This is a genomic window from Arthrobacter sp. KBS0703 (assembly GCF_002008315.2).
In the GTDB taxonomy this organism is placed as follows: Bacteria; Actinomycetota; Actinomycetes; order Actinomycetales; family Micrococcaceae; genus Arthrobacter.
Window position 1 is genome coordinate 3,801,420 of record NZ_MVDG02000001.1, and the last position, 22,376, is coordinate 3,823,795.

Below are 22,376 nucleotides of genomic sequence, written 5' to 3' on the forward strand. Positions count from 1 at the left end.
CATGAATACAGAACAGGAAAGCACCATGACCCGACCTATTACGCTGTTCACCGGCCAGTGGGCCGACCTGCCCTTTGAGGAGGTAGCCCGGCTCGCCGGCGAGTGGGGCTTTGACGGGCTGGAGATTGCCTGTTGGGGCGATCACCTCGACCCGCGCCGCGCCGCGGAGGACGATGAGTATCTCCAGGGCCGTCTGGATATCCTCGAAAAGAACAACCTGCAGGTCTTCGCCATCGCCAACCACCTGACCGGCCAGGCCGTGTGCGACGACCCGATCGACGAACGCCACCGGGACATCCTCACCCCGGAGGTCTGGGGCAACGGCGACCCGGAAGGCGTCCGTTCCCGCGCCGCGCGCTCCATGATGGACACGGCCCGGGCCGCGGCCCGGCTTGGCGTGAAGACCGTCACGGGCTTCACCGGTTCCTCGATCTGGAAGGCCGTGGCGATGTTCCCGCCGGCGTCCGAGGCCATGATCGACGCCGGGTACCGGGACTTCGCGGACCGCTGGAACCCCATCCTTGATGTGTTCGATGAGGTTGGCGTGCGCTTCGCCCTGGAGGTCCACCCCTCCGAAATCGCCTATGACTACTGGACCACCAAACGCACGCTCGAGGCCATCGGGCATCGGCCGGCCTTCGGGCTTAACTTCGATCCGTCCCACTTCATCTGGCAGGACTTGGACCCCGTGATGTTCCTGCAGGACTTCGCCAAACACATCCTGCACGTCCATGTGAAGGAATCCGTGCGCCAGCTCGACGGCCGCAACGGCCGGCTCGGTTCGCACCTGCCTTGGGCCGACCCGCGCCGCGGCTGGGACTTCGTGACGGCCGGGCACGGGGACGTGCAGTGGAACAGGATCTTCCGGACGCTGAACGCGATCGGCTACGCCGGACCCACCAGCATCGAATGGGAAGACGCCGGCATGGACCGCCTCACCGGCGCCCCGCAGGCCCTCGCCCTCGTGAGAGGCCTCGCTGCCATCGCCCCGCCCGCCGCGGCATTCGACGCCGCCTTCGCCACCCGCTGACCACACTTCCGCCGGCCACCGCCGGCGCTCATCAAAGGAACCCCATGACAGAACGCAAGACCGCCCTGGTGGTCCGTGGCGGCTGGGACGGGCACCAGCCCTTCGAAGCCACCGAACTTTTCATTCCGTACCTTAAAGACAACGGCTATGAAGTCCGCGTCGAGGAGTCGCCCAAGATTTACGCCGACGCTGCCTTCATGGCCGGCGTCGACCTGATCCTGCAGTGCATGACCATGACCACCATCGAAAAAGAGGAGTTCGCCGGCCTGCGGACCGCCGTCGAAAACGGCACGGGACTGGCCGGCTGGCACGGCGGGATCGCCGATTCCTACCGGAATAACTCCGACTACCTGCACCTGATCGGCGGCCAGTTTGCCTGCCATCCCGGCAAGCACCCGGACGAGTGCGCCGGTGAGCAGTCCGATAACTACGTGCCCTACACCGTGAACATGCTGCCCGCCGCGGCCACTCATCCCATCACCGAGGGCATCTCCGACTTCGATCTGGTCACCGAGCAGTACTGGGTGCTCTCCGACGACTACATCGACGTCCTCGCCACCACCACCCAGAAAGCCCGCGAATGGGACCCCTGGCACCGGGAAGTCACCTCACCGGCCATCTGGACGCGGCAGTGGGGCGAAGGCCGGATCTTCGTCGCAACCCCCGGCCACCGCGTCGAAATCCTCCAAGACCAGAACGTACGCACCATCATTGAAAGGGGCCTGCTGTGGGCAAGCCGTTGAAAGTAGGAATCATTGGCTGCGGCGCCATCATCGCCCAGTACCTGACCAATTTCCGCAGACTCGACCAGATCGAGTTGGTGGCCGTCGCGGACCTGGACCCCGCACGCGCCGAGGCCGTCGCCCTGGGCTACGACGGCGTCCGTGCCGTCTCCGTGGAGGACCTGCTCGCCGCGGACGACGTCGACCTGGTACTGAACCTGACCATCCCCGCCGCGCACGCCGAGGTCGCCCTGAAGGCCATTGCCGCTGGGAAGAGCGTCTACGGCGAGAAGCCGCTGGCGGCGGCCACGGCCGAGGCGCGGCAGGTGCTGGAGGCCGCCCGCGAGGCGGGCGTAGCCGTCGGCTGCGCCCCTGACACGGTGCTCGGCACCGGGATCCAGACCGCCCGCAAGGCGATCGACGACGGCCTGATCGGCGCACCGGTTTCCGCCACCGCCACCATGGTGACCCCCGGGCACGAACGGTGGCACCCGAACCCGGACTTCTACTACCAGCCCGGCGGCGGCCCGCTGCTGGACATGGGACCCTACTACGTCACCGCCCTGGTGACCCTGCTCGGCCCCGTGGTCTCGGTCATGGGTGCCGCCAGCCATACGCGCACCGCACGCACCATCGGTTCGGGGCCGCGCCAGGGCGAACGAGTCCCCGTTGACATCGACTCCCACGTCACCGGGGTCCTGGTCCATGCCTCCGGCGCGCTCTCCACGTTGTTCATGAGCTTTGACGCCGTAAACTCCAAGTCGTCCAACATCGAGATCCACGGCGAACTCGGATCGCTGGTGGTGCCGGATCCGAACCATTTCGACGGCGAAGTCCAGCTGTTTCCGCTCGGCGCCGAGGCATGGGAGACCCTGCCGGTGTCGGCCGGCTACGTTGACTCGGGCCGCGGCTTCGGCATCGCCGACCTCGCCTCAACGCCGCCGGGCGCAGAGCCGCGGGCAGGCGGGAGGCTGGCGTACCACGTCCTCGACGTCATGGAATCGGTCCTCGAATCTGCCCGCAGCGGCGCATCGGTCATCATCCAGAGCACCGCCGAGCGGCCGGACGCCGTCGAACTGACAGTGCTCGCCAACGACGCTGTGCTCTCCAGCTGACCGTGCTCGCCAACCAGAAGGAACCGCAATGACCCCTGTCCGCGTCAGCGAACGAAACTGGGCCGGAAACCTCGCCTACGGCGCCGAGCACGTGGCGCATCCGGAAACCGTTGAAGAACTGCAGGAGCTCGTAGCCGGCGCCGGCAAGATCCGGGCGCTGGGCTCCCGCCACTCCTTCAACGACATCGCCGACACCGCCGGTGTCCTGGCCGCCCTGGACAGGCTGGACCCGGAAATCGCCGTGGATGCCGCCAACCGAACGGTCACCGTCAGTGGAGGGACCCTGTACGGGACCGCTGCCGCCGAACTGCAGCGCCAGGGTTTCGCCCTCCACAACCTCGCCTCGCTGCCCCACATCTCCATCGCCGGGGCCGTGGCGACCGCCACCCACGGCTCGGGGGACACCAACGGGAACCTGGCCACCGCGGTTGCCGGCCTCGAAATGGTGACGGCCGATGGCAGCCTCCTGGCCGCGCTCCGCGGCGAGACGCCGGACTTTGAGGGCATGGTGGTCGGGCTGGGGGCCCTGGGCATTGTCACGCGGCTGACCCTGGACATCGAGCCCGCGTTCGAGGTGGCCCAGACGGTTTTCGAAAAGCCCGCCTGGGACCAGGTGCTGGCAGACTTCGATGCCGTGACGTCCTCGGCCTACAGCGTCAGCCTGTTCACGGACTGGTCCGGCGCCGCGGCCGGGCAGGCGTGGCTGAAGCGGCGGACCACGGATCCGTCCGGGCCGGCTGCTGCTGATTTCTTCGGCGGAACCCCCGCGGCGGAAGCGCAGCACCCCATTCCGGGGGTAGCCGGCAGTACCTGCAGTGAGCAGCTGGGTATTCCCGGGCCCTGGTCCGACAGGCTCGCCCACTTCCGGATGGAGCACATGCCCAGCAAGGGCGATGAGCTCCAGTCCGAATACCTGGTACCCCGGGAGCACGCGGTGGACGCCATCCGGACCATGCGCTCCCTCTCCCACCTGGTGACGCCGCTCCTGCTCATTTCAGAGATCCGTACGGTGGCTGCGGACAACCTCTGGATGAGCCCGAATTACGGGCGCGACGGGATCGCCCTCCACTTCACGTGGCAGCCCGACCAGCAGCGGGTCGAAGCATTGCTGCCGGTCATAGAGGCGGCGCTGGCACCATTCCGCGCTCGCCCGCACTGGGGCAAGCTCTTCACCAGCGACGCGTCAGGCCTTGCGCCGCTGTACCCGCGCTTTGGGGACTTCGTGGCGCTGGCCACCGCCATGGATCCGGAAGAAAAGTTCCGGAACGGCTTCCTCCGCCGCACAGTGTTCAACCACCGATAGGTTCAGCAAACGGCAGCGTCCGGCAGGCGGCGGAGGTACGTCGGCGGGCCTACTTCTTGGGCAGGCCCGCCGGGTTCAGTTCGGACTTCTGCACGGCCTCGGAGGAGAGGCCCCAGCGGTCCAGGATCTTGGCGTAGCTGCCGTCGTCGATCAGGTGGTTCAGCCCGGCCTGGGCGGCGGCCGCGAAGCCGTTGCCCTTCTTGGTGGTGGCCGCGATGCTTGCCTTCAGCGGCCAGCCGCCGTCCACCAGGCCCACGAGCTTGGTCTTGGCGTCGCTGGCGGCCTTGTAGGCTGCGGTGGCGTTCGGTCCGAACGTGAGGTCCGCCCGGCCGGACTGCAGCGCCAGGTTCGAGGCGGAGTCGTCGTCGTAGTACTGGAACTCAACCGGCTTGAGCCCCTTGGCCTTGTTCTCCTCGTCCCAGCGCAGCAGGATGGCTTCCTGGTTGGTGCCCGAGCCGACGATGATCCGCTTTCCGGCCACGTCCGCGGCGGATTCGACCTTGGTCACGCCGCTGTCGTTCTTGGCGTAGAAGCCCAGCTTGTCGTCCCGGTAGCTCGCGAAGTCGAACTTGAGCTTGCGCTCCTCGGTCACCGTGACGTTGGACAGTACGGCCTCGTACTTGCCCGATTCCACGCCAAGCGGCCAGTCCGCCCAGGCGGTCGGCACGATGTCGGCCTCCAGTCCCAGCGTCTGGGCCAGCGCGACGGCGATGTCCACCTCATTGCCCACCGGCGTCTTGTTGTCGGTGGCGTACACCGCCAGCGGCGGTGCGAACGGACTGACGGCCACGGTCAGCTTGCCGTCCTTCTTGATGGCTTCCGGAACGAGGGCGGCCGCGGCCTGGTCCACGGTGACCGGGACGCGGTCCTGCTGCGGAGACAGGTTGAAGGTCTTGGCTCCGGAAGTCTTGGCTCCCGCAGAGGACGAGGAGGCTGTGGGAGCATTTCCTGCGGCCGCGGCCCCCGGATCCGAGCAGGCGGACAGCGCCAGCAGCGCAGTGGCCGCGAGAGCCACGCCAACGCCGGGCCTGAGCGTTCCGAGGCCGGATGTGAGAGAGTTGCGGGCCATGATTTTCCCCTTGGAAGTAGCGGCTGAGGTTCTTGTGGCAGCAACTATCCGGCAGCGGAAAAACGCCGTCAAAGCACCCTGAAACGGTGGGATACACGGCGTAACGGCGGTTCATCCTGCGTCCGCCGCCGTCATGTCCCCTGTCCGGTGGCCGGCAAACGGCTCTAGGCTCGAAACTATGAACAATCACTTTACGGACGAGCGGGACGGCTACGGCAGGCTCCTGGTGGACAGGGAAGTGTGGCGGCAGGCCACCACACTTGCCGCCGCGGGCGAGCTGACCGCACGGTGGCTGGAAGGCAAGAGCCAGTACCAGGCGGGAACCCTCGCCCCAAGCTTCGACGCCGAAACCGGACCCATCGCCGGGCAGCTCGCCGAAATCAACCGCAGCGGGCTCTTCACGAAGGAATCCCAGCCGGGCCTGCCACCCGGGGCGAGTCACTCCCAGCGGCAGTACGTGACGGGCTTCTGCTCCGCCGAGTCGGCACGGATCCTCCTGCAGCTCTCGACGCAGACCGAGATCGTCGCCGTCGCCCACGCCCCCGGAGAGATGAGCAGCGCGTCCATCCCGGTGACGCTCGACGGCGACGAGGTGGTCACCGTCCTCGGGACCAGCGAAAGCCCCATCGAATCCGAACAGATCCGGGACTGGGCCGACGAAAGCAACGAGACGCTTGCCCTGGTCCTTGCCGACTCCTGGTACCTCGAGCTGCTCGATCCCGTGTGGGGGCGGAACGACCGCCTCCTGCCTGCCGTACTGGGCGCACTGGCGTCCGCGCCTGACGCTTTTTAACGGTTTGCGACTCAAGATGAACGTTCGCGACGCCCGGTGAATCCCTGCTACGGCGGCCGTTGTGGGCGGCCTGAGGCTCTACGTAACCTCAGTCCAACACCCCCAACACAGCCCCGAAGGAAACACCATGTCGACCTCACAGGACAACCCGGGATCCACCCGCATCGCGGCGGGTGAGACCCGCAGCCCGAAGTACTCCCGCCGGCTCAAGATCGGCATCGCCGCCGGCGTGCTGGCCGTTCTCGGCGCCGGCGCCGCCGTGGCGTCCACGGCCGCCCAAAACACGCAACCGGCAGCGGCCAACCCCGCCGCCGCCACGAGCCCGGCCGCGGAGCTGAAGCTGGGCTACTTCGGGAACATCACCCACGCCGCCGCTTTGGTGGGCGTGAAGCAGGGCTTCATCAAGGAGAACCTGGGCGGCACCAAGCTTTCCACCCAGGTGTTCAACGCCGGCCCCGCGGCGATCGAGGCGCTGAACGCCGGAGCGATCGATGCGACCTACATCGGCCCGAACCCGGCCATCAACTCCTTCGTCAAGAGCAAGGGCGAGTCCATCAGCATCATCGCCGGCGCCGCCTCGGGCGGGGCGCAGCTGGTGGTCAAGCCCGGGATCAAGACCGCGGCGGATCTGAAGGGCAAGACCCTGGCCTCGCCGCAGCTGGGCGGCACCCAGGACGTGGCGCTGCGCGCCTGGCTGGGCAAGCAGGGCTACAAGACCAACACCGACGGCGGCGGAGACGTGGCGATCAACCCCACCGAGAACGCCCAGACGCTGAAACTGTTCCAGGACGGCAAGCTCGACGGCGCGTGGCTGCCCGAGCCCTGGGCCTCCCGCCTGGTGCTCCAGGCCGGCGCGAAGGTCCTGGTGGATGAGAAGGACCTGTGGGACGGTTCGCTGACCGGGAAGCCGGGCGCGTTCCCCACCACCGTCCTGATCGTGAACAAGAAGTTCGCCGCCGAGCACCCGCAGACCGTGGAAGGACTGCTCAAGGGGCACGTCGAAGCGGTGAAGTGGCTCAACGACACCCCGGCCGCGCAGAAGGCCACCGACGTCAACGCCGCACTCAAGGAAGCCGCCGGGAAGGCGCTGCCGCAGGACGTCATCGACCGCTCGCTGCAGAACATCGTGTTCACCGTTGACCCGCTCGCCGGCGCCTTCACCAAGCTCCTGCAGGACGGCGTGGACTCTGGCACCACCAAAAAGGCCGACATCAACGGCATCTTCGACCTCACCACGCTGAACACGGTCACCGGGCAGAAGACATCCGCGGCCGGGCTCGGCAAGGAATAATCCGGCACGGCTGGTCCGGCACACTCAACAATCCACCAAACAGCAAAGGTCCGGCGGGAAGATTCCCGCCGGACCTTTGCTGTTTGCCGATCTTTTGTGGCCGGGCTTTAGCGTGGTCGGTCTTGTCCTGCGCAAGGCGCCTATTACGCCGTCGGGCCTTCCGCGAAACTGTATAGATCTTCGGCGGACTTCAACGCATAGTGAAAGACCATCCCGCCGGGGCTCTCCTGGCTTCCGATGTATTCGGCCATCACCCACGGCGCCTCGGCCACCGCGCCGGCCCATGCGTGGGCTTCCTCCCAGTGGACGCTTGATGCCCTCCGGTCGGGCTGAAGGTTCATGGCCACCGCCACGCCCACCGCCGTACTCCCGTGACCGGGAAGCCAGCGCGTGAAGCCGACGATCTCCACGGACACGCCGGGAGTGGCCAGGCAGGGCCGGCGGGCCATGGTGGTGGCCGCTGCGTCCAGGCCTCCGGGGCCGATGTCCTGCCAGGCCAGGGCGTGCACCTGGCTGCGGAAGAGATTCAGTTCCGCGCTGCACTGCGTCCGGATCCTGTGAACCAAAGCTGTAATCATGGCCCCCCGATTCAAGGAGGGCGCTGGGCCACCCCGTCGATGCTTGTGGACCCACACAACCACCCGGCTACATACTTCTCAATGCCCGGCGACACCGTCCGACGCTGGGCGCAACATAGGTTAATGTGGCGCCGTGCGGCGTAAGGAACCGCCGGCCGGGCCGGAGTCTTAGGCGGGCCGCACTCCTAGACGTGCATCCGCGCCACGAAGCGGAACCGGTCGCCCCTGAAGACCGATTCCGTCCACTCAACGGCCCGGCCGTCGGGGTCGAGGCCGAGCCGGTGCACCAGCAGCATGGGCGCCCCCATTTCCACGTCCAGCAACCGGACCTCCTCGGGGCCGGCGAGCTTGGTCTCCACCGTATCCTCGACTTCGCTGATGCGGATTCCGTAGTCTTCGCGCAGGGCCGAGTACAGCGATCCCCGGGCCTCCACCTTGCCTGCAAGATCCGGCAGGTCGCCCGCGAGGAACGCCGTTTCGTGGGCGAGCGGTTCGCCGTTGACCAGCCTGATGCGCTCCACCCGGTGCACGCCGGTGCCCGGTTCCACGGCCAGCCGCTTGGCGGTCACGGTATCCGCCGGCACCTCGCTGATGTCCAGGATCCGCGCGGAGGCGGTCATCCCCTGGCTTGCCGCGTCGTCGGTGAACGAGGTGAGCTGGCGGACGTGCGTCACCTTGGGCGGCGCGACGAACGTGCCCCTCCCCTGGGTGCGGTCGAGGCGGCCCTCCGCCACGAGTTCGCCGATCGCCTGCCGCACCGTGGTGCGGGACGTGCCGTATTGCTCGGCGAGCGCCCGCTCCGTCGGAATCAGCGTTCCCGGGACCGCGTCCTCGATGAGGGTGAGGATCTGCTCCTTGAGTACGTAGTACTTGGGCAGCGCGGCAGCGGCGGGGGTCTCCATGGATCCGATATTACCTATTGACAGGAAAATTGGTCTACGCCAAAATAGGAGAAATTGGTTTATACCAATCCTCCGGGGCCCCGCCCCGGACACACTCCCCCACATTTCCCCACGCACAAGGACCCAATGATGTCGTTCCTGCAAGACCTGCGCCAAACTCCCCGTCTCGGGCTTCTGGTCGGCGGCACCGCCGCGACCATCGGAATTATCTACGGCTACGACCTGTCGAATATTGCCGGCGCCCTGCTGTTCATCACCAAGGAATTCCAGCTCTCCACCAGCCAGCAGGAGCTGGTGACCACCGCCGTCGTCATCGGCGAAGTGCTCGGTGCCGTCCTGGGCGGCTGGCTCGCGAACAAGATCGGCCGGAAGGCCTGCATGGTGGGCGTCGCCGGAGCGTATGCCGTCTTCGCGGTGCTCAGTGCCCTCGCGGCCGACGTCCCGATGCTGCTCGTCGCACGCCTCCTGCTCGGCCTCACCATCGGCATTTCGGTGGTTGTGGTGCCCGTCTTTGTGGCGGAATCTGCGCCCCCGAAGGTGCGCGGCGCCCTGCTCGTGGCCTATCAGGTGGCCACCGTCATCGGCATCATCGTCGGGTACCTCGCCGCCTACGCGCTGTCCGCATCCGAGAACTGGCGCCTGATGCTGGGCCTCGCCGCAGTTCCCGCCGTCGCGGTCCTTGCCGTCACGCTCCGCCTCCCGGACACCGCCCGGTGGTACATGATGCGCGGACGCAGGGAAGATGCCCGCCGCACGCTGTCCTCCATTGAACCCGACGCCGATGTGGACGCCGAACTGGCCGACATGCAGCGTGCCATCAGCGAGGAACGCGGCGGAGGCCTGCGGGAGATGCTGCGCTCCCCCTACCTCAAGGCGACCGTCTTCGTCGTCGGCCTCGGCTTCTTCATCCAGATCACGGGCATCAACGCCGTGGTGTACTACAGCCCGCGGATCTTCGAGGCGATGGGCTTCACCGGCAACGCCGCGCTCCTCCTGCTGCCGGCGCTGGTCCAGGCGGCGTCGCTGGTTGCCGTCTTCGTATCGCTCTCGCTGGTGGACCGGGTGGGACGCCGGCCCATCCTCCTCGGCGGCATCGGCATGATGATCGCCGCCAACGTCATCCTGGTGGGCGTATTCATGGCCGGACGTGACTTCGGCGGCGCCCTGACCGTCATCGGGTTCCTGGGAGTCCTGCTTTTCACTGTCGGCTTCACCTTCGGCTTCGGCGCGCTGGTCTGGGTCTACGCCGGCGAGTCCTTCCCCGCCCGGCTCCGCTCCCTGGGCGCCAGCGCCATGCTGACCTCGGACCTCGTGGCCAACGTGATTGTCGCGGCGTTCTTCCTCACCATGCTGCAGCGCCTGGGCGGCGCCGGCACCTTCGCCGTGTTCGGTGTGCTGGCCATCGCCGGATTCATCTTTGTCCACCGCCTCGCCCCGGAGACCAAGGGCCGGAACCTCGAGGAAATCCGCCACTACTGGGAAAACGGCGCCCGCTGGCCGGAAGCCACCGGCAGCAAGCCGGCGGCCAAGTGATGCGGGTCCTGGGCCTGGATATCGGCGGCTCCAAGACCCACGCCATTCTTACCGACGGCGGCGGCGCCAGCGTCGCCGAGTGCACGGCGGGCAGCGCGAACATCGCCTCCGTCGGGCACGAGGCAGCAGCCTCGGCACTGGACGAGATCGCCGGCCGGCTCGGCGCGGGAAACCGTACCAGCCACGGAATACACGCCGTCTTCGCCGGTGCAGCCGGGGCGGACACGCGCGACGGCCGGGACCGCCTGGCCGCCCTGCTGTCCCGCCGGTTTCCCGGCGCACGGATCCGCGTGGTCCATGACACCCGCATCATCCTCGCCGCCGGAGGGCTCGACGCCCGGCACGGTGCTCATCTCCGGCACCGGCTCCGCGGCCTGGGCACGGACCGGCGAAGGCCGCGAGGCCAGGGCAGGCGGCTGGGGATACCTGCTGGGCGACGAGGGCAGCGGTTACGCGGTGGCCCGCAGTGCGGTCCGCAACGCTCTCTCGGAGCACGACGGCGGCCTGCCCGCCGGGCCGCTGACCGCCCAGCTTCTGAAACGGACCGGTGCTGCTGAGCCCGCGGACCTGCTGGACCTGTTCTACCGGAACCCGGAGCGCCGGTACTGGGCCGGCCTGGCCGGAGCGGTCTTCGATCTTGCGGCCCGGGGCGACCGGGCCGGCGCCGCGATCGTCGACGACGCCGCCCGGTACCTGTCCGGTCTCGCCGCCGCGGTCAGCGAGAGGCTGGGCACCGTCCCCGCCGCGCCCGGGCACGCCGGTCCGCCCGTCCTGCTGGCCGGCGGGATGCTGGTCAACCAGCCGGTCCTGGCCGGCCGGGTCAGGGAGCTTCTAGGAGAACGCGGCATGGCCGACGTGCGGGTGCTGGACCGGGCCCCGCCTGGGGCGCCGTGAAACTGGCCCTCGACGACGTCGCCGCGCCAGCCCACCAGCACCGCCCCGTCCCGGCCTGAACACCCTGCCCCTTCTGTTTCCCGCTTCAAAAGCACCCACCCCCAAGCCCCTTTCGAGGAGACACATGACAACGCCGAACACCACCCTTGCCGCAGCCGGCGCCGCCACCCAGCCTCCCGGCGTGCTGATGGCCGCCGAAATCCTCGAGCAGCCAGAGGCCCTCGCCCGGCAGCTCGACCACGGCCGCCCCGAGATCCGCCGCCTGGCCGCCGTCCTTCGGGACGCGGACATCCGGTACGTCCTCCTGGCCGCCAGGGGCACGAGCGACCACGCCGCCCTGTACGCGAAGTACCTCATCGAGACCGTCCTGGGCCTGCCGGCAGGGCTCGCGTCGCCGTCGAGCCTTACCGTGTACCGCGCGGAACCCAAGATGGACGGGGTCCTCTGGCTGGCCGTGAGCCAGTCGGGCGGATCCCCGACCTGGTGGACTCCACCGCCGCGGCCGCCCGCGGCGGCGCGCTCACCGTTGCGGTGACCAATGCGCCGTCCTCGCCCCTGGCGGCGCGGCCCGGCACCACCTGGACATTCTGGCCGGGCCGGAGCGTGCCGTGGCCGCCACCAAGAGTTACACCTCCCAGCTGCTGGCGCTCTGGCTGCTCATCGACGCCTGGGCGGCGGTGCCGGGACCGATGCGCTGGCCCTGCCCGGCCACGCGGCGGATGTTTTGGCCAGACCGGAGATACTGGAGGTGGCAGACCGCTACCGCTACGTGAACCACATCATCACCACCGGGCGCGGATTCTCATATCCCACCGCACGGGAGGCGGCGTTGAAACTGATGGAAACGTCCTATCTGGCCGCCCATGCCTTTTCCGGAGCCGATCTCCTGCACGGACCGTTCGCGATGATCGACGAGGACCGTCCCGTCATCGCGATCGCCTCCCCGGGCGCCGGCGGACGCGCCCTGCAGCCGGTGCTGGAGCGCCTGGCGGCGCGCGGGGCCGACGTCTGCCTGGTGGGCGACCCCGCGGCGGCCCGCCCGCAGAACCATGTGGTGCCCCTCCCGGCCGTCAGCGAACGGCTCGCTCCGGTCCTCGAGATACTGCCGCTGCAGCGCCTGGCCCACGCCATGGCAGCGGCCCTGTCTCTTATACACATCTAGATGTGTATAAGAGACAGCCCCGGGGCCTGCGCAAGATCACGGAAACCTGGTGAGTCCGACGCTCATCTCGGCCGCCCGGGTGATCACGCCCGAGGCTGTCCTCGAGCCGGGCTGGGTGGAAGTCCGGTCAGGCCGCATCAGCGCCGCGGGCAGCGGGACCCCGCCCCGCGAACCAGACGCCAGCTATCCGGACGGGACACTGGCCCCCGGCTTCATTGACGCCCACATCCACGGCGGCGGCGGCTTCAGCTTCAATGACGCTGATCCCGCGGCCGCCGCGGTCCGGATCGCCGCAGTGCACCGTGAGCACGGGACCACCACGCTCATGGCGAGCCTCGTCACAGCCTCCCTGGAGCACCTTGAGGCCGCGGTGGCGGCGCTGGCGGACCTGGTGGAAGAGGGCGTGCTGGCGGGAATCCACCTGGAAGGACCCTGGCTCAGCCCGTACCACCGGGGCGCGCACACCAAGAGCCTGCTGCGGACCCCGGACCCGGCCAGCATCGACCGGCTCATGCTGGCCGGCCGGGGCACGATCAAAATGGTCACCATCGCCCCTGAGCTGGAAGGCGGCCTCGCGGCCATCCGGCAGATCACCGGCTACGGCGCGGTGGCCGCCGTCGGGCATACCGGCGCCGACTATGACCTGGCCCGCCAGGCGATCGCGGCGGGCGCCACTGCCGGGACGCACGTGTTTAACGCGATGCGGTCACTCCACCACCGCGAACCCGGGCCTGCCCTGGCGCTGCTGGAGGACCCGGCAGTTTTCGCCGAGGTGATAGCCGACGGCGTGCACCTGCACCCGTCACTGGTCCGCTTCATCGCGGGCAGCCCGGCCCGGGCCGTTTTTGTCACGGATGCCATGGCGGCGGCGTGCGCCCACGAGGGAACGTATGATCTCGGCGGGCTCGAGGTCCGGGTGGCCGACGGCGAGGCCCGGCTGGTCAGCAACGGCGCCATCGCCGGCAGCATCCTCACGCTCGATGCCGCAGTGCGGCACGCGGTCCGTCACGCGGGCATCCCGCTCGCCGACGCAGTCCGCGCAGCCACGCAGAATCCGGCGGACATGCTGGGGCTAACCGACGTCGGCCGGATTAGGCAGGGCCTGCGTGCGGATCTGGTGGTTCTCGGCGGGGACCTCGAGGTTGCGGCGGTCATGAAGGCCGGGGAATGGTTCCAGCCCGCTAGTTGAGCCCACCGGGTCAGACCTCGACGGCGGCCGCTACCCGCTCGCCGTTGAAGTATTCCAGCTCCCAGCCGTCAACAGCATGGTGGTGGGCCAGGTTGAGCACGGCGTTGTCGATGCTCTGCAGGGTGCGGCCGATGGCGAGGCCGAGGCTCACCCGGAGGAGCGTGCCGTGGGCGACGACCAGGACGCGGCGGCCGCGGAACTCCTCGGCCAATGCTTCCAGCGCGGCCAACCCGCGAGAGGCCGCCGCGTCCTCGCTTTCTGCGCCGCGGAAACCGCCATCAGGCGTGCGCAGTGCTTCCAGTTCAGGGCCGGCCTGCAGGCCCTCCGCGGGTCCGAAGCTACGCTCGGCGAGCTCGGGCACGCGCCGGTCAACGCTGAGCCCCAGCCCGGCGGCAATCAGGTTGGCGGTCTCGGCGGCACGGCTCAGCGGCGAGGACACGACGGCGTCCCACTGGTAGTCCTGCAGGACGGCGACGGCGTCGCGGGCCTGGCCGCGGCCGACGTCGTTCAGCGGAATGTCCGTGGATCCCTGCAGCCGGCGCTGCGCGTTCCAGTCTGTCTGGCCATGGCGGACAAGGGCTAGCGTCGTAAAGGTCATGCCTTCCATTGTCCGTTACAGCGGGGAACGGGCCGTCCAGGCGAACGGCACCAGAACCGTGCGGCCGAATCAGGACACGCCGGAGAGAACCCCGTCGATCCGGGAAAGCAGGCCCGGCCACCCGTTGCCCATGCCCTCGAAGGCCTGCTGGCCCATGGGAGTGTCGAGCCGAAAGCCCTGGTGTTCAAGGTGCGGGACGGTCCCGTCCTCGGCCGCCTCGAGCCGCCACGTCACGGTGGTGTCTAGCTGGCCCTCGGAGAACAGGAAACTGATCAGCGCGCCGGGTTGGCCAGCGCGTCGACTCGCTGGGTCCAGTAGTGCTCGAAGTGCTTCACCCAGCCGCCGACCTCCGCGAGACCCGCGGCCCGGATGTGGTAAGGCCGTTGGCGTCCGCGCCGGGCCGGCCGGACTTTGCGCGCATCAGACGGCGTCGGTCGGGGCGGCGCGGTGATCTACCTCGGCATTGAGCTCGTCGATCCGATCAAGCGCGGCGTTCAGATGCTCGACCATCGCCCACCAGGCTGGATGCTCCTTTCGGATGCTTTCGAGCGTGGCGCCTGTGGATGTGAGCGCGGCGAGATCGAAAGTCAGAACAGCGGATGCCTTGGCCGCTTCGACGGATGCCCGGTGTATTGCGTCCTCACGCTCCGGCCCCGGCACCAGGCGAAACGCGGCCCCGAAAGCCTCAGATGCTGACGCGTCGCCATCCGCCAGCCCAAGAGCGGCCTCCTGTCGAGTGTCGAGTCGTTACCGCTTCAGAATCAGCCATGACACCAAGTGCGCCCCCTGGTTGACCTGCCGCACGATCAGGAGGGCACAGCAGCGGCCCAGCCTCGCTGAGGTCTGGGCCGCTGTGGTGCCGTACTTGTGTGCTGCTGCCGGTTAGGGCGAGAGCTCTTCGAGGACGCGGCCCTTGGTTTCGATGGCGAAGACGATGGTGATGAGGCCTCCGATGAGGGCGACGGCCGCGAACACGGTGAAGACGTAGCTGACGCCGAAGTTGTCGACGATCCATCCGACGAGGAGCGGTCCGACGGCGGACCCCGCGCGCAGCCATGCACTGCCGAAGCCGGTGCCGATGGCACGGAGCCGGGTCGGGTAGAGCTCGGCGGAGTAGAGGTACAGCGAGAACGAAATTGTCTGCAGAATGGCGTAGGCGACGCTGGCGAACACAACGACCTGCGTCGCTGAGACGGCTCCCAGGGCCGTGAGGATGATGAGGGGAACGGTGGAGGCGAGGAAGGCCACGGAATACCAGCGCTTGCGGCCGACCCGGTCGATGAGCAGGGCGCAGAGGATCGAAGCGATCACACCGACAGCCGACGTTACCCAGCCGTAGGCGAGGCTGGTCTGCAGTGGCAGGTTGAAGGTCTGCTTGTACAGTGTGGGCAGCCAGGTGATGAGTCCGTTGTTGACCATGTAGACGCAGATCCACAGGAACCAGATGGTGAAGGTGCGTTTGCGGTAGATGCCTTTGAAGAGTTCACGCCAGTCGGAGCGGGCGGTGGCCTTGGGGTCCACCGGCCGTACTACGGGTTCGGGCAGGGCGGCCCCGGCTTTGAGTGCTTCGTTTTCGAGCATGCTGACGACGGCGTCGGCCTTCTTGACGCGTCCGGTGGAGGCGAGCCAGCGGGGAGACTCGGGCATCAGCGCCCGCATGGGGATGGTGAGTACCGCGGGGATGAGACCGACGATGAACATGGCTTTCCAGCCGAAGACCGGTACCAGCAAGTAGCCGGCGATGCCTGCAAACATGAGGCCGACAGGGAAGATCACCTCGTAGAGGAGGAAGAACCGGCCGCGTTTTTTGGCCCCGATGAATTCGTTGATGTAGGCGCTGGCGACGGGCACTTCGCCACCGGTGCCGATTCCTTGGAGGAAGCGGAAGACGATCATGGCCCATGCGCCCCAGGCGAAGAGGCAGGCGATGTCCATGGTGACAAACAGCAGGATGGTGATGAGCAGGACGGGCAGCCGTCCGATCCTCTCTGCCAGGTGCCCGAAGAAGAGGGAGCCAAAGATCTGGCCGACGTAGCCGGCTGAGAGGATCATTCCGATCTCGCCAGCGCTGAGGTGCCATTCGGCCGCGAGCTGGGGCATCGCGAAGGCGATGGCCAGGACCGTGTAGGCGTCGAAAAAGGTTGCTGACCCGATGATGATGCGGATGAGGGTCAGGCGTCGCGTGACCGGGAGCCGTTCGAGCCTGGCTACGAGCTGCGCGTTGATTCTGGCGGCGTCCGGGCCGCTGGGGATGGTTGCGGTGCTGTTCGGCTCGCGCATTGCGAGTCCTCCTTCTCCAGCTGCGGTGCTGGGGTCCTCATTGACCAAGAGTGGAGTGAAAGTTTTGGAAAGGATGGCGGGCGGACGGCCCGCCATCCTTTGGATCCGGGGATCAGACGGGAACTGTGACGCTGCCCAGGTTGGCGGATTTCAGGGCCAGGGCGATTTCATCGCCGGCGCCTTCGGCCAGGGGAAGCAGCGGAGGCCGGACGGTAGCGTGCTCGAGGATGCCGCGGGCAACGAGGCCTTCCTTGAGGGCGACTGTGCCTTCCATGTGCGACCCGCGGTGATAGACGTTCTTGGTCACCGGCAGGAGCCGGTCGTGGATGGCGCGGGCCGCGGCGTAGTCCTTGGCCTTGCCGGCGGCGATGAGCTCCACGAGCGGTTCGGGGGCGAGTCCGCCGTATCCGACCAGTGCGCCGTCGACGTCGAACATGGTGTGCAGCAGGTACTCGTCGTGGCAGGTCAGGATCTGCAGGCCAGGATAGGTGGCCCGCAGGACGGGGATTTCAGTGTCCCAGCGCTTCATGTTCCGCACACCGTTCTTGGTGGCGAACACGCCTTCCTGGCCCGCGATCTCGAGCTGGGTTTCCAGGTCGTAGGTGGCCTTGGTGGCGTCCGGGTACTGGAAGAGGATCAGCGGCAGGCCGGAAGTTTCGTAGATTTCCTTATAGCGGGTCTGCGGGGCGCCCTGCTGGTAACCGAAACGGAGCCAGCCGTGGGACGGATAGACCAGGCCGGCCTCGGCGCCGGCCTCGACCGCGCGTTTGGCTTCCAGGGCAGCGACCGTGTTCCCCTCCCCGGTGATGCCGGCAATGATCGGGATCTCGCCGTTGACGGCGTTCTTGAACTCACTGATGACGAGTGCCTGCTCGTCCTGGGTCAGGAAGGTCCCTTCGCCGGCGTGGCCCAGGACCACCAGGCCTTTGACGCCTTCGACGCTGGCCAGCCAGCCGCCGAGCCGGTGGATGGCGTCGACGTCGACGCTGCCGTCCCGGTTGAACGGCGTTACAGGTGCGGGAACAAGTCCGCGGAGATCGATGGTCATGAGAGCTTCCTCTGTCTTCTTGATCGTAGTCCCGCTAGAATGTGAGAACGTTTGCGGGAACGTTTTCATTGTGGAGTGTGGCTCACCTCACTGTCAAGGGGCACGTTCCGAACAAGGAGGAAATAGAGTGTCTTCTAGGACGATCCCGAACAGGAGTACTCGCATGGAACCGGCTGCACCAGGCCCAAGTGTCACACTGCGGGATGTTGCAGCCGCCAGCGGGGTGAGCCTTTCCACGGCCAGCCGCGCCCTGGACGAACGCGGCACCCAATCCCGCTCGGCCGCGGCCCAGCACGTCAGGAAGGTGGCAGCGGACCTCGGATACCGCCGAAACTCGTTCGCCTCGAGCCTGCGCCGCGGGGAAACCCGGACCCTGGGAGTGCTCGTGCCGCGCCTCAGCGACACGGTGATGGCCCTCATGTTCGAGGAGCTCGAGCGCGCAGCAGCGGACCGCGGCTACTTCGCCATGGTCGCCACCAGCGGGGACGACCCGGAAGAGGAGCGCCGGGCCGCAGAAACCCTGCTGGACCGCAACGTGGACGGGCTCATCCTCGCCACGGCCCGGCTCGACGACGCGCTTCCCCGCCGTCTTCGTGAGCGGGGCGTCGCGCATGCTTTGGTGCTCCGCACCGACGGTGTGAGCCCCTCCGCCGTCGGAGACGACGACGTCGGCGGCTACCTTGCCGTCCGGCACCTTATCGACCTGGGCCACCGCGAGATCGCCGTCGTCACCGGCCCGTCCTTCACTTCCAGCGCGGTCGGCCGGCTAGCCGGCGCCCGCAGAGCCTTGGACGAAGCAGGCATCAATCCGCCCGAAGAATGGCTGATCGCCGCCGGCTACGGAATCGAAAACGGACTCTCCGCCGGCGAGTCGCTCCTGGGCGGGAGCGCCGGAAAACGGCCCACCGCCGTTTTCGCCGCCAACGACAACATCGCAATGGGCATCATCGCCGCGGCCCAACGCTCCCACATCACCGTCGGACAGGATCTGGCATTGGTCGGATACAACGACACCCCCCTCGCGGCCAGGCTTCCCATTCCTTTGTCATCGGTGCGTGTCCCGCTGAGCCAGATCGCAAGCACGGCCATCGATTTGCTCGTCAACCCCGGCAAAGAGCCGACCATCCGGAAATCAGTACCAACACTCATCCCCCGCGAGTCCAGCGGCCCCCCAAGACAGGCGTGAGCTGAACCATCAACCGCGCCCGCCGGTTATGCCGGGCACGGGCTTTCGATCAAGGGATCGGAAGCGGCGACAGCGGTTTTGTGACGGCGAAGGCGAACGTCGTCTTGATCGATGCGAGCGACGGAATGGCGCGGAGGTCCTTGCGCAGGAGCTCCTCGTAGGTGGCGAACGAATCGACGACGATCTTGACGAGATAGTCGTCATCACCGGCGAGCAGGTAGGCCTCGACCACTTCCGGGACCGAGCGGAGCTTCGCCTCGACCGCGTCTACGACCTGCGGGGTGTGCGATAGGAGCGTCAGCCGGGCAAAGGCCGTGATGGCAAGCCCGACCGCGCCCTGCGACACAACGGCGGTGTAGCCCGCAATGACTCCGCTGTCCTGCAGATGCCGCACGCGGCGAAGGCACGGCGATGGCGATAGGCCCACGCGGTCCGCCAATTCCTGGTTCGTCAGCCGGCCGTCCTGCTGCAGCTCAAGCAGGATATGCCGGTCAATGTCATCGATGGTCACCATTGGCAGATTCTACTACTGGAAGGCAATTTCTTAGCAGAAATGGCAATCGCCTGCCTGACTCATTTCCCTAACATTGCTCACATACACGGAGATTGAAGGGAGTTGCCGGTGAACAGCCAGGTGCATACGAGGCTGATGGGCGCAGGCGCTCTCGCCGCCACGATTGTTCTTTGGTCCTCATTTGCGCTGTCGGCCAAGGGAATCGGCGCATCAAGCCTGACCACGGTCGATGTCGCGCTTATCCGCTTCCTGACGCCGGCGGTGCTCCTCATTCCGTGGATCCCACCCACGGTGCGCGCACTTCGGCGGGAGCAGCCAGACGCACTCCTCCTGCTCCTCGTCGGCGGATTGCCGCACTTCCTGCTCTTTGCACTCGGGGCGCGCCTGACCACAGCGGGCCTGACTGGCCTGCTCGTGCCCGGCACGGTACCCCTGTTCGTCACCGCGGCCGCCTTTCTCGCCTGGCGCAGCCGTATCCCCGGGCGGCAGCTGCTCGCCCTCGGCGCGATCGTCACGGGTGTCGCGGCGAGCGCGCTCCAGGCAACGACGGCGACGACGCTCGCCGGCATCGGCGTGCTGCTCGCCGGCGGGCTGGCCTGGGCCCTGTTCACGGTCGGCCTCCGGCGCACGCAACTGGACCCTGTTGGCGTCGTCGTTCTTATCTGCGCGCCCTCGGCGCTGGCCGCCGCCGGCCTCGCCATCTCCGGCCTCATGCCATCGAGTCTGGCGGACGGCACGGCAAAACTGCCCGACGTGCTGATGTTCACCGCGCTTCAGGGCGTCGGGACAGGGCTGCTGTCCACACTCTGCTACGCCTACGCCGTGCGCGCACTCGGCAGCAGTATTTCCGCCGCCACCGGCGCCATGAGCCCGGTCCTGACGGCAGTGGTCGCGGTCCCGCTCTTTGGCGAGCACATCACCCCGGCCCTTGCCGTCGCCTTGACCCTCATCGTTGTCGGCGTCATCACCTTCAACCTCAAGCCAACGCGCGCCAGAGGGAACGCCACGTGCGGGCAGCCGCAGCGCACCGGCGCGGCGCCCGGCCCGCCCCATCCCGCGCACGAGCGGGATGGCCAGCCCGCGGATGTGGGCTAGGCAGCCAAGGTCACGCCAGGCCGTCCCGGCCTACGGTGGCGTGGCCAGCCGCCCGCGGCCTCCTGCTGGATCCGGGCGGACCGGGTGGAATAGTCGGCAATCGTGCGCAGCTGATCGTCGCTGTAACCCTCCAGGAGTGCCGCCAGCCCGTCCATGAAGTCCGCAAAGTAGGGTGCCGCCGCGGCTGCCTGGTCGCCCACGAGCTCGATCAGGACCTTGCGCCTGTCGTCCGTGTGCCGGACCCGGCGGGCGACGCCCTTGCTCTCCAGCCGCTGCATCAATCCGGTCACTGACGCAGGCGCGAGCCCGGAATGTTCACCGAACTCGCCGGCCGTCATGGGCCCGAAGCGCATGAGGATGTCGATCGCCTTGCCTTCCGTCGCGGAGAGCCCGCGCAGCTCGGACAGTGCCGTGTGGAACATGACGGCCGCCGTCGACAGTTCCCGGCCCGACTCGTACACCGCGGCCACCAGGGCTTCTCGCTGATCGGTTTGCATGTTCCGAGGCTAGCAAAAGTATTTCGTTTGACCGAAGGGATTGACCGCCGGCACCGCCTGAAATTATATTTCTTTCATCCGAACGAAATAATATCCTGATGGGACGTCGCCATGTTGAACTGCCTGATCATCGGCTCCGGGATTTCCGGGCTGTCTACCGCCCTTGCCCTCCGGAAGGCCGGTCATGCGGCCACGGTCTATGAGGCTTACCCCGAACCGTCCGACGGCGTGGGCGGCTTCCTGACCCTCGCCGTCAACGGCTTCGACGCCCTGGAAACACTTGGCCTCAAGAATGCCGCCCGCCGCCTGGGCTTCAGCACGCCACGCATGTCGATGTATCTGGGCAGCACCGGGAGGCACCTTGCCGACTTCAACTACGGCGGCACACTGCCGGACGGAACCACAGCCCGCACCATGACCCGCTCGGAGCTCTACGCCCTGCTCCGCAACGAGGCCGTCGAGCGCGGCGCCCGCATCGAGTACGGCAAGCGCCTGCAGGCCGTTGAGGAAGGGTCCGATGGCGTGACCGCCCGTTTCGACGACGACACCATCGCTTCCGGCCACCTCCTGATAGGCGCCGACGGACTGCGGTCCGCCGTACGCCCGCTCATTGCGCCTTCATCCCCGCAGCCCAGGAGCATCCCGCTGCTGAACACCGGCGGGATTGTTCCGGCGGGCCGCGGACCCGCACTGGACGTTGAGTCCGGCCGGATGAAAATGGTCTTCGGCAAGCGCTGTTTCTACTGCTACATGCCGGACCCGGACGGTAGGATCTGGTGGTTCGCCAATCCGCTGCAGCGGTCTTCCGGCAATGCTGCCGAGCTGGATGCTCCCGCACTCAAGAACTGGCTGACGGGTCTCGTGTCCGGGGACCGTACACCGATGGCCGCGATTATTGAAGCCACCTACGGCATCATCACCCGTACATGACCTATGACTTCCCCACCATTCCGAGTTGGCAGCGCGGCCGAATGGTCCTGGTCGGCGATGCCGCCCACGCGGCCTCGCCGTCGTCGGGGCAGGGCGCCTCCATGGCCATCGAGGACGCCGTCACGCTGGGCGGCGGCCTCCTCGGCGTCGGGGCGGAAGGCATTACCCCGGCCTTGGCACACTACGAATCGGAGCGCCGCGGCCGGGCAGAAGCGGTGGTGGAATGGGGGCGCCGGAATGCGGCGCCGAAGATCAGGGGCCAGTTCCAGCGGGTCTTCCAGGACCTGGCCCTCAGGGCGGTCTTCCGCTCGCTGTCACGCGGCACGGCCGGCGACTTCGACTGGGTATACGGCCACCACATTCCATGGGGCCCGGCCCGGGGCGAGGCGGTCAACAGCGAGGTGGCCGCATAGCCCAGCTGATTCATGGGCGCCTGCCGCCGGCCGGGATGATACTTCCCGTGAGGAGAGGCTATTGCTTTCCGTATTTGGGGTGGACGGCCTGCTTACTGACCCCCAGGCACAGTGCAATCGCCTCCCAGGACAGGCCCGACTGCCGGGCCTTGCGGGCCAGGGATGCCTCGGCGCGCCCGACTTCCTTGTGCGAGGTGCCGTCAACATAAGTTGACAGTGGCTATGAAACGGCCG

General features: G+C 67.6%; 26 protein-coding genes. 15 read left to right on the forward strand and 11 right to left on the reverse strand.

Going from position 1 to position 22,376, the window contains the following annotated elements; all coding sequences use genetic code 11:
• The first annotated feature begins 25 nt into the window (after window positions 1-25).
• Genes B1A87_RS17650 through B1A87_RS17665 form a run of 4 tightly spaced genes read left to right on the forward strand, consistent with a single transcriptional unit; the run spans window position 26 to window position 4,170 of the window.
• Window positions 26-1,030, forward strand: coding sequence for a sugar phosphate isomerase/epimerase (locus B1A87_RS17650; protein WP_078027504.1), 1,005 nt, complete (start codon window positions 26-28; stop codon window positions 1,028-1,030).
• Window positions 1,031-1,074: 44 nt separating this feature from the next.
• Window positions 1,075-1,773 (forward strand): ThuA domain-containing protein, encoded by a 699-nt coding sequence (locus tag B1A87_RS17655; RefSeq protein ID WP_078027505.1) that lies wholly within the window; start codon window positions 1,075-1,077, stop codon window positions 1,771-1,773.
• Window positions 1,758-2,867 carry a Gfo/Idh/MocA family protein gene (locus B1A87_RS17660; RefSeq protein WP_078027506.1) on the forward strand — a complete coding sequence of 370 codons (1,110 nt, stop codon included), beginning with the start codon at window positions 1,758-1,760 and terminating at the stop codon, window positions 2,865-2,867. Before B1A87_RS17655 ends, B1A87_RS17660 begins: the two co-directional genes overlap by 16 nt.
• Before the next feature lie 28 nt (window positions 2,868-2,895).
• Window positions 2,896-4,170, forward strand: a complete 1,275-nt coding sequence (locus B1A87_RS17665; RefSeq protein WP_078027507.1) for an FAD-binding protein — start codon at window positions 2,896-2,898, stop codon at window positions 4,168-4,170.
• A 49-nt stretch (window positions 4,171-4,219) separates the two neighbouring features.
• On the opposite strand, the gene B1A87_RS17670 is transcribed toward B1A87_RS17665, so the two are convergent.
• The gene (locus tag B1A87_RS17670; RefSeq protein WP_078027508.1) at window positions 4,220-5,239 is read right to left on the reverse strand and encodes an ABC transporter substrate-binding protein; all 1,020 of its coding nucleotides are present in this window, start codon (window positions 5,237-5,239) and stop codon (window positions 4,220-4,222) included.
• 178 nt (window positions 5,240-5,417) lie between these two features.
• Here B1A87_RS17670 and B1A87_RS17675 point away from each other — a divergent pair, with 178 nt between their 5' ends.
• Both B1A87_RS17675 and B1A87_RS17680 read left to right on the forward strand, forming a co-directional pair.
• The gene (locus B1A87_RS17675; protein WP_078027509.1) at window positions 5,418-6,032 is read left to right on the forward strand and encodes a DUF6919 domain-containing protein; all 615 of its coding nucleotides are present in this window, start codon (window positions 5,418-5,420) and stop codon (window positions 6,030-6,032) included.
• A 127-nt stretch (window positions 6,033-6,159) separates the two neighbouring features.
• Complete coding sequence (locus B1A87_RS17680) at window positions 6,160-7,323, forward strand: ABC transporter substrate-binding protein (RefSeq protein ID WP_144275866.1); 1,164 nt, start codon at window positions 6,160-6,162, stop codon at window positions 7,321-7,323.
• A 143-nt stretch (window positions 7,324-7,466) separates the two neighbouring features.
• Here the strand turns inward: B1A87_RS17680 and B1A87_RS17685 are convergent, their stop codons facing one another.
• Together B1A87_RS17685 and B1A87_RS17690 are read right to left on the reverse strand one after the other, a co-directional pair.
• A complete protein-coding gene (locus B1A87_RS17685) occupies window positions 7,467-7,901 on the reverse strand; it encodes a hypothetical protein (protein ID WP_078027610.1) in 435 nt (144 codons plus the stop codon).
• Between the two features lie 185 nt (window positions 7,902-8,086).
• Window positions 8,087-8,803 (reverse strand): GntR family transcriptional regulator, encoded by a 717-nt coding sequence (locus B1A87_RS17690; protein WP_078027609.1) that lies wholly within the window; start codon window positions 8,801-8,803, stop codon window positions 8,087-8,089.
• A 126-nt stretch (window positions 8,804-8,929) separates the two neighbouring features.
• On the opposite strand from B1A87_RS17690, the gene B1A87_RS17695 reads away from it, so the two are divergent.
• The 5 genes from B1A87_RS17695 (at window position 8,930) to nagA (ending at window position 13,581) form a co-directional block, all read left to right on the forward strand.
• On the forward strand, window positions 8,930-10,336 hold the full coding sequence (locus tag B1A87_RS17695; RefSeq protein ID WP_260680922.1) for a sugar porter family MFS transporter: 1,407 nt from the start codon (window positions 8,930-8,932) through the stop codon (window positions 10,334-10,336).
• 297 nt (window positions 10,337-10,633) lie between these two features.
• Window positions 10,634-11,230, forward strand: a complete 597-nt coding sequence (locus B1A87_RS24165) for an N-acetylglucosamine kinase (RefSeq protein WP_260680923.1) — start codon at window positions 10,634-10,636, stop codon at window positions 11,228-11,230.
• A 124-nt stretch (window positions 11,231-11,354) separates the two neighbouring features.
• Entirely contained in the window at window positions 11,355-11,765 is a 411-nt protein-coding gene (locus tag B1A87_RS24170) for an SIS domain-containing protein (RefSeq protein WP_260680924.1), read from the forward strand.
• 213 nt (window positions 11,766-11,978) lie between these two features.
• Complete coding sequence (locus B1A87_RS24175; protein ID WP_260680925.1) at window positions 11,979-12,392, forward strand: SIS domain-containing protein; 414 nt, start codon at window positions 11,979-11,981, stop codon at window positions 12,390-12,392.
• Between the two features lie 49 nt (window positions 12,393-12,441).
• Window positions 12,442-13,581: an N-acetylglucosamine-6-phosphate deacetylase gene (gene nagA, locus B1A87_RS17710; protein ID WP_078027605.1), complete on the forward strand. Its 1,140-nt coding sequence runs from the start codon at window positions 12,442-12,444 to the stop codon at window positions 13,579-13,581.
• Window positions 13,582-13,591: 10 nt separating this feature from the next.
• On the opposite strand, the gene B1A87_RS17715 is transcribed toward nagA, so the two are convergent.
• The 5 genes from B1A87_RS17715 to B1A87_RS17740 form a co-directional block, all read right to left on the reverse strand.
• Entirely contained in the window at window positions 13,592-14,179 is a 588-nt protein-coding gene (locus B1A87_RS17715) for a histidine phosphatase family protein (RefSeq protein ID WP_078027604.1), read from the reverse strand.
• Between the two features lie 69 nt (window positions 14,180-14,248).
• Entirely contained in the window at window positions 14,249-14,413 is a 165-nt protein-coding gene (locus B1A87_RS17720) for a hypothetical protein (protein ID WP_260680926.1), read from the reverse strand.
• 186 nt (window positions 14,414-14,599) lie between these two features.
• Complete coding sequence (locus B1A87_RS17730; protein ID WP_313902495.1) at window positions 14,600-14,839, reverse strand: hypothetical protein; 240 nt, start codon at window positions 14,837-14,839, stop codon at window positions 14,600-14,602.
• Between the two features lie 222 nt (window positions 14,840-15,061).
• Window positions 15,062-16,459, reverse strand: a complete 1,398-nt coding sequence (locus tag B1A87_RS17735) for an MFS transporter (protein ID WP_078027603.1) — start codon at window positions 16,457-16,459, stop codon at window positions 15,062-15,064.
• A gap of 112 nt (window positions 16,460-16,571) precedes the next feature.
• Entirely contained in the window at window positions 16,572-17,507 is a 936-nt protein-coding gene (locus B1A87_RS17740) for a dihydrodipicolinate synthase family protein (protein ID WP_078027602.1), read from the reverse strand.
• Window positions 17,508-17,670: 163 nt separating this feature from the next.
• Here B1A87_RS17740 and B1A87_RS17745 point away from each other — a divergent pair, with 163 nt between their 5' ends.
• Window positions 17,671-18,693, forward strand: coding sequence for a LacI family DNA-binding transcriptional regulator (locus B1A87_RS17745; RefSeq protein WP_078027601.1), 1,023 nt, complete (start codon window positions 17,671-17,673; stop codon window positions 18,691-18,693).
• A 49-nt stretch (window positions 18,694-18,742) separates the two neighbouring features.
• Here B1A87_RS17745 and B1A87_RS17750 read toward each other — a convergent pair whose 3' ends face one another.
• Window positions 18,743-19,207 (reverse strand): Lrp/AsnC family transcriptional regulator, encoded by a 465-nt coding sequence (locus tag B1A87_RS17750; RefSeq protein WP_056623766.1) that lies wholly within the window; start codon window positions 19,205-19,207, stop codon window positions 18,743-18,745.
• 108 nt (window positions 19,208-19,315) lie between these two features.
• Between B1A87_RS17750 and B1A87_RS17755 the strand changes: the two genes are divergently transcribed.
• Window positions 19,316-20,302 carry a DMT family transporter gene (locus tag B1A87_RS17755; protein ID WP_260680927.1) on the forward strand — a complete coding sequence of 329 codons (987 nt, stop codon included), beginning with the start codon at window positions 19,316-19,318 and terminating at the stop codon, window positions 20,300-20,302.
• Here B1A87_RS17755 and B1A87_RS17760 read toward each other — a convergent pair.
• A complete protein-coding gene (locus tag B1A87_RS17760; protein ID WP_144275867.1) occupies window positions 20,299-20,799 on the reverse strand; it encodes a MarR family transcriptional regulator in 501 nt (166 codons plus the stop codon). The genes B1A87_RS17755 and B1A87_RS17760 overlap by 4 nt on opposite strands.
• Window positions 20,800-20,910: 111 nt before the next feature.
• Between B1A87_RS17760 and B1A87_RS17765 the strand changes: the two genes are divergently transcribed.
• Window positions 20,911-21,729 carry an NAD(P)/FAD-dependent oxidoreductase gene (locus B1A87_RS17765; RefSeq protein WP_139362732.1) on the forward strand — a complete coding sequence of 273 codons (819 nt, stop codon included), beginning with the start codon at window positions 20,911-20,913 and terminating at the stop codon, window positions 21,727-21,729.
• Window positions 21,726-22,142, forward strand: coding sequence for an NAD(P)/FAD-dependent oxidoreductase (locus B1A87_RS17770; protein WP_139362731.1), 417 nt, complete (start codon window positions 21,726-21,728; stop codon window positions 22,140-22,142). The genes B1A87_RS17765 and B1A87_RS17770 overlap by 4 nt, the downstream gene beginning before the upstream one ends.
• A 58-nt stretch (window positions 22,143-22,200) precedes the next feature.
• On the opposite strand, the gene B1A87_RS24180 is transcribed toward B1A87_RS17770, so the two are convergent.
• A complete protein-coding gene (locus B1A87_RS24180) occupies window positions 22,201-22,359 on the reverse strand; it encodes a transcriptional regulator (RefSeq protein WP_078027611.1) in 159 nt (52 codons plus the stop codon).
• Window positions 22,360-22,376 lie beyond the last annotated feature (17 nt).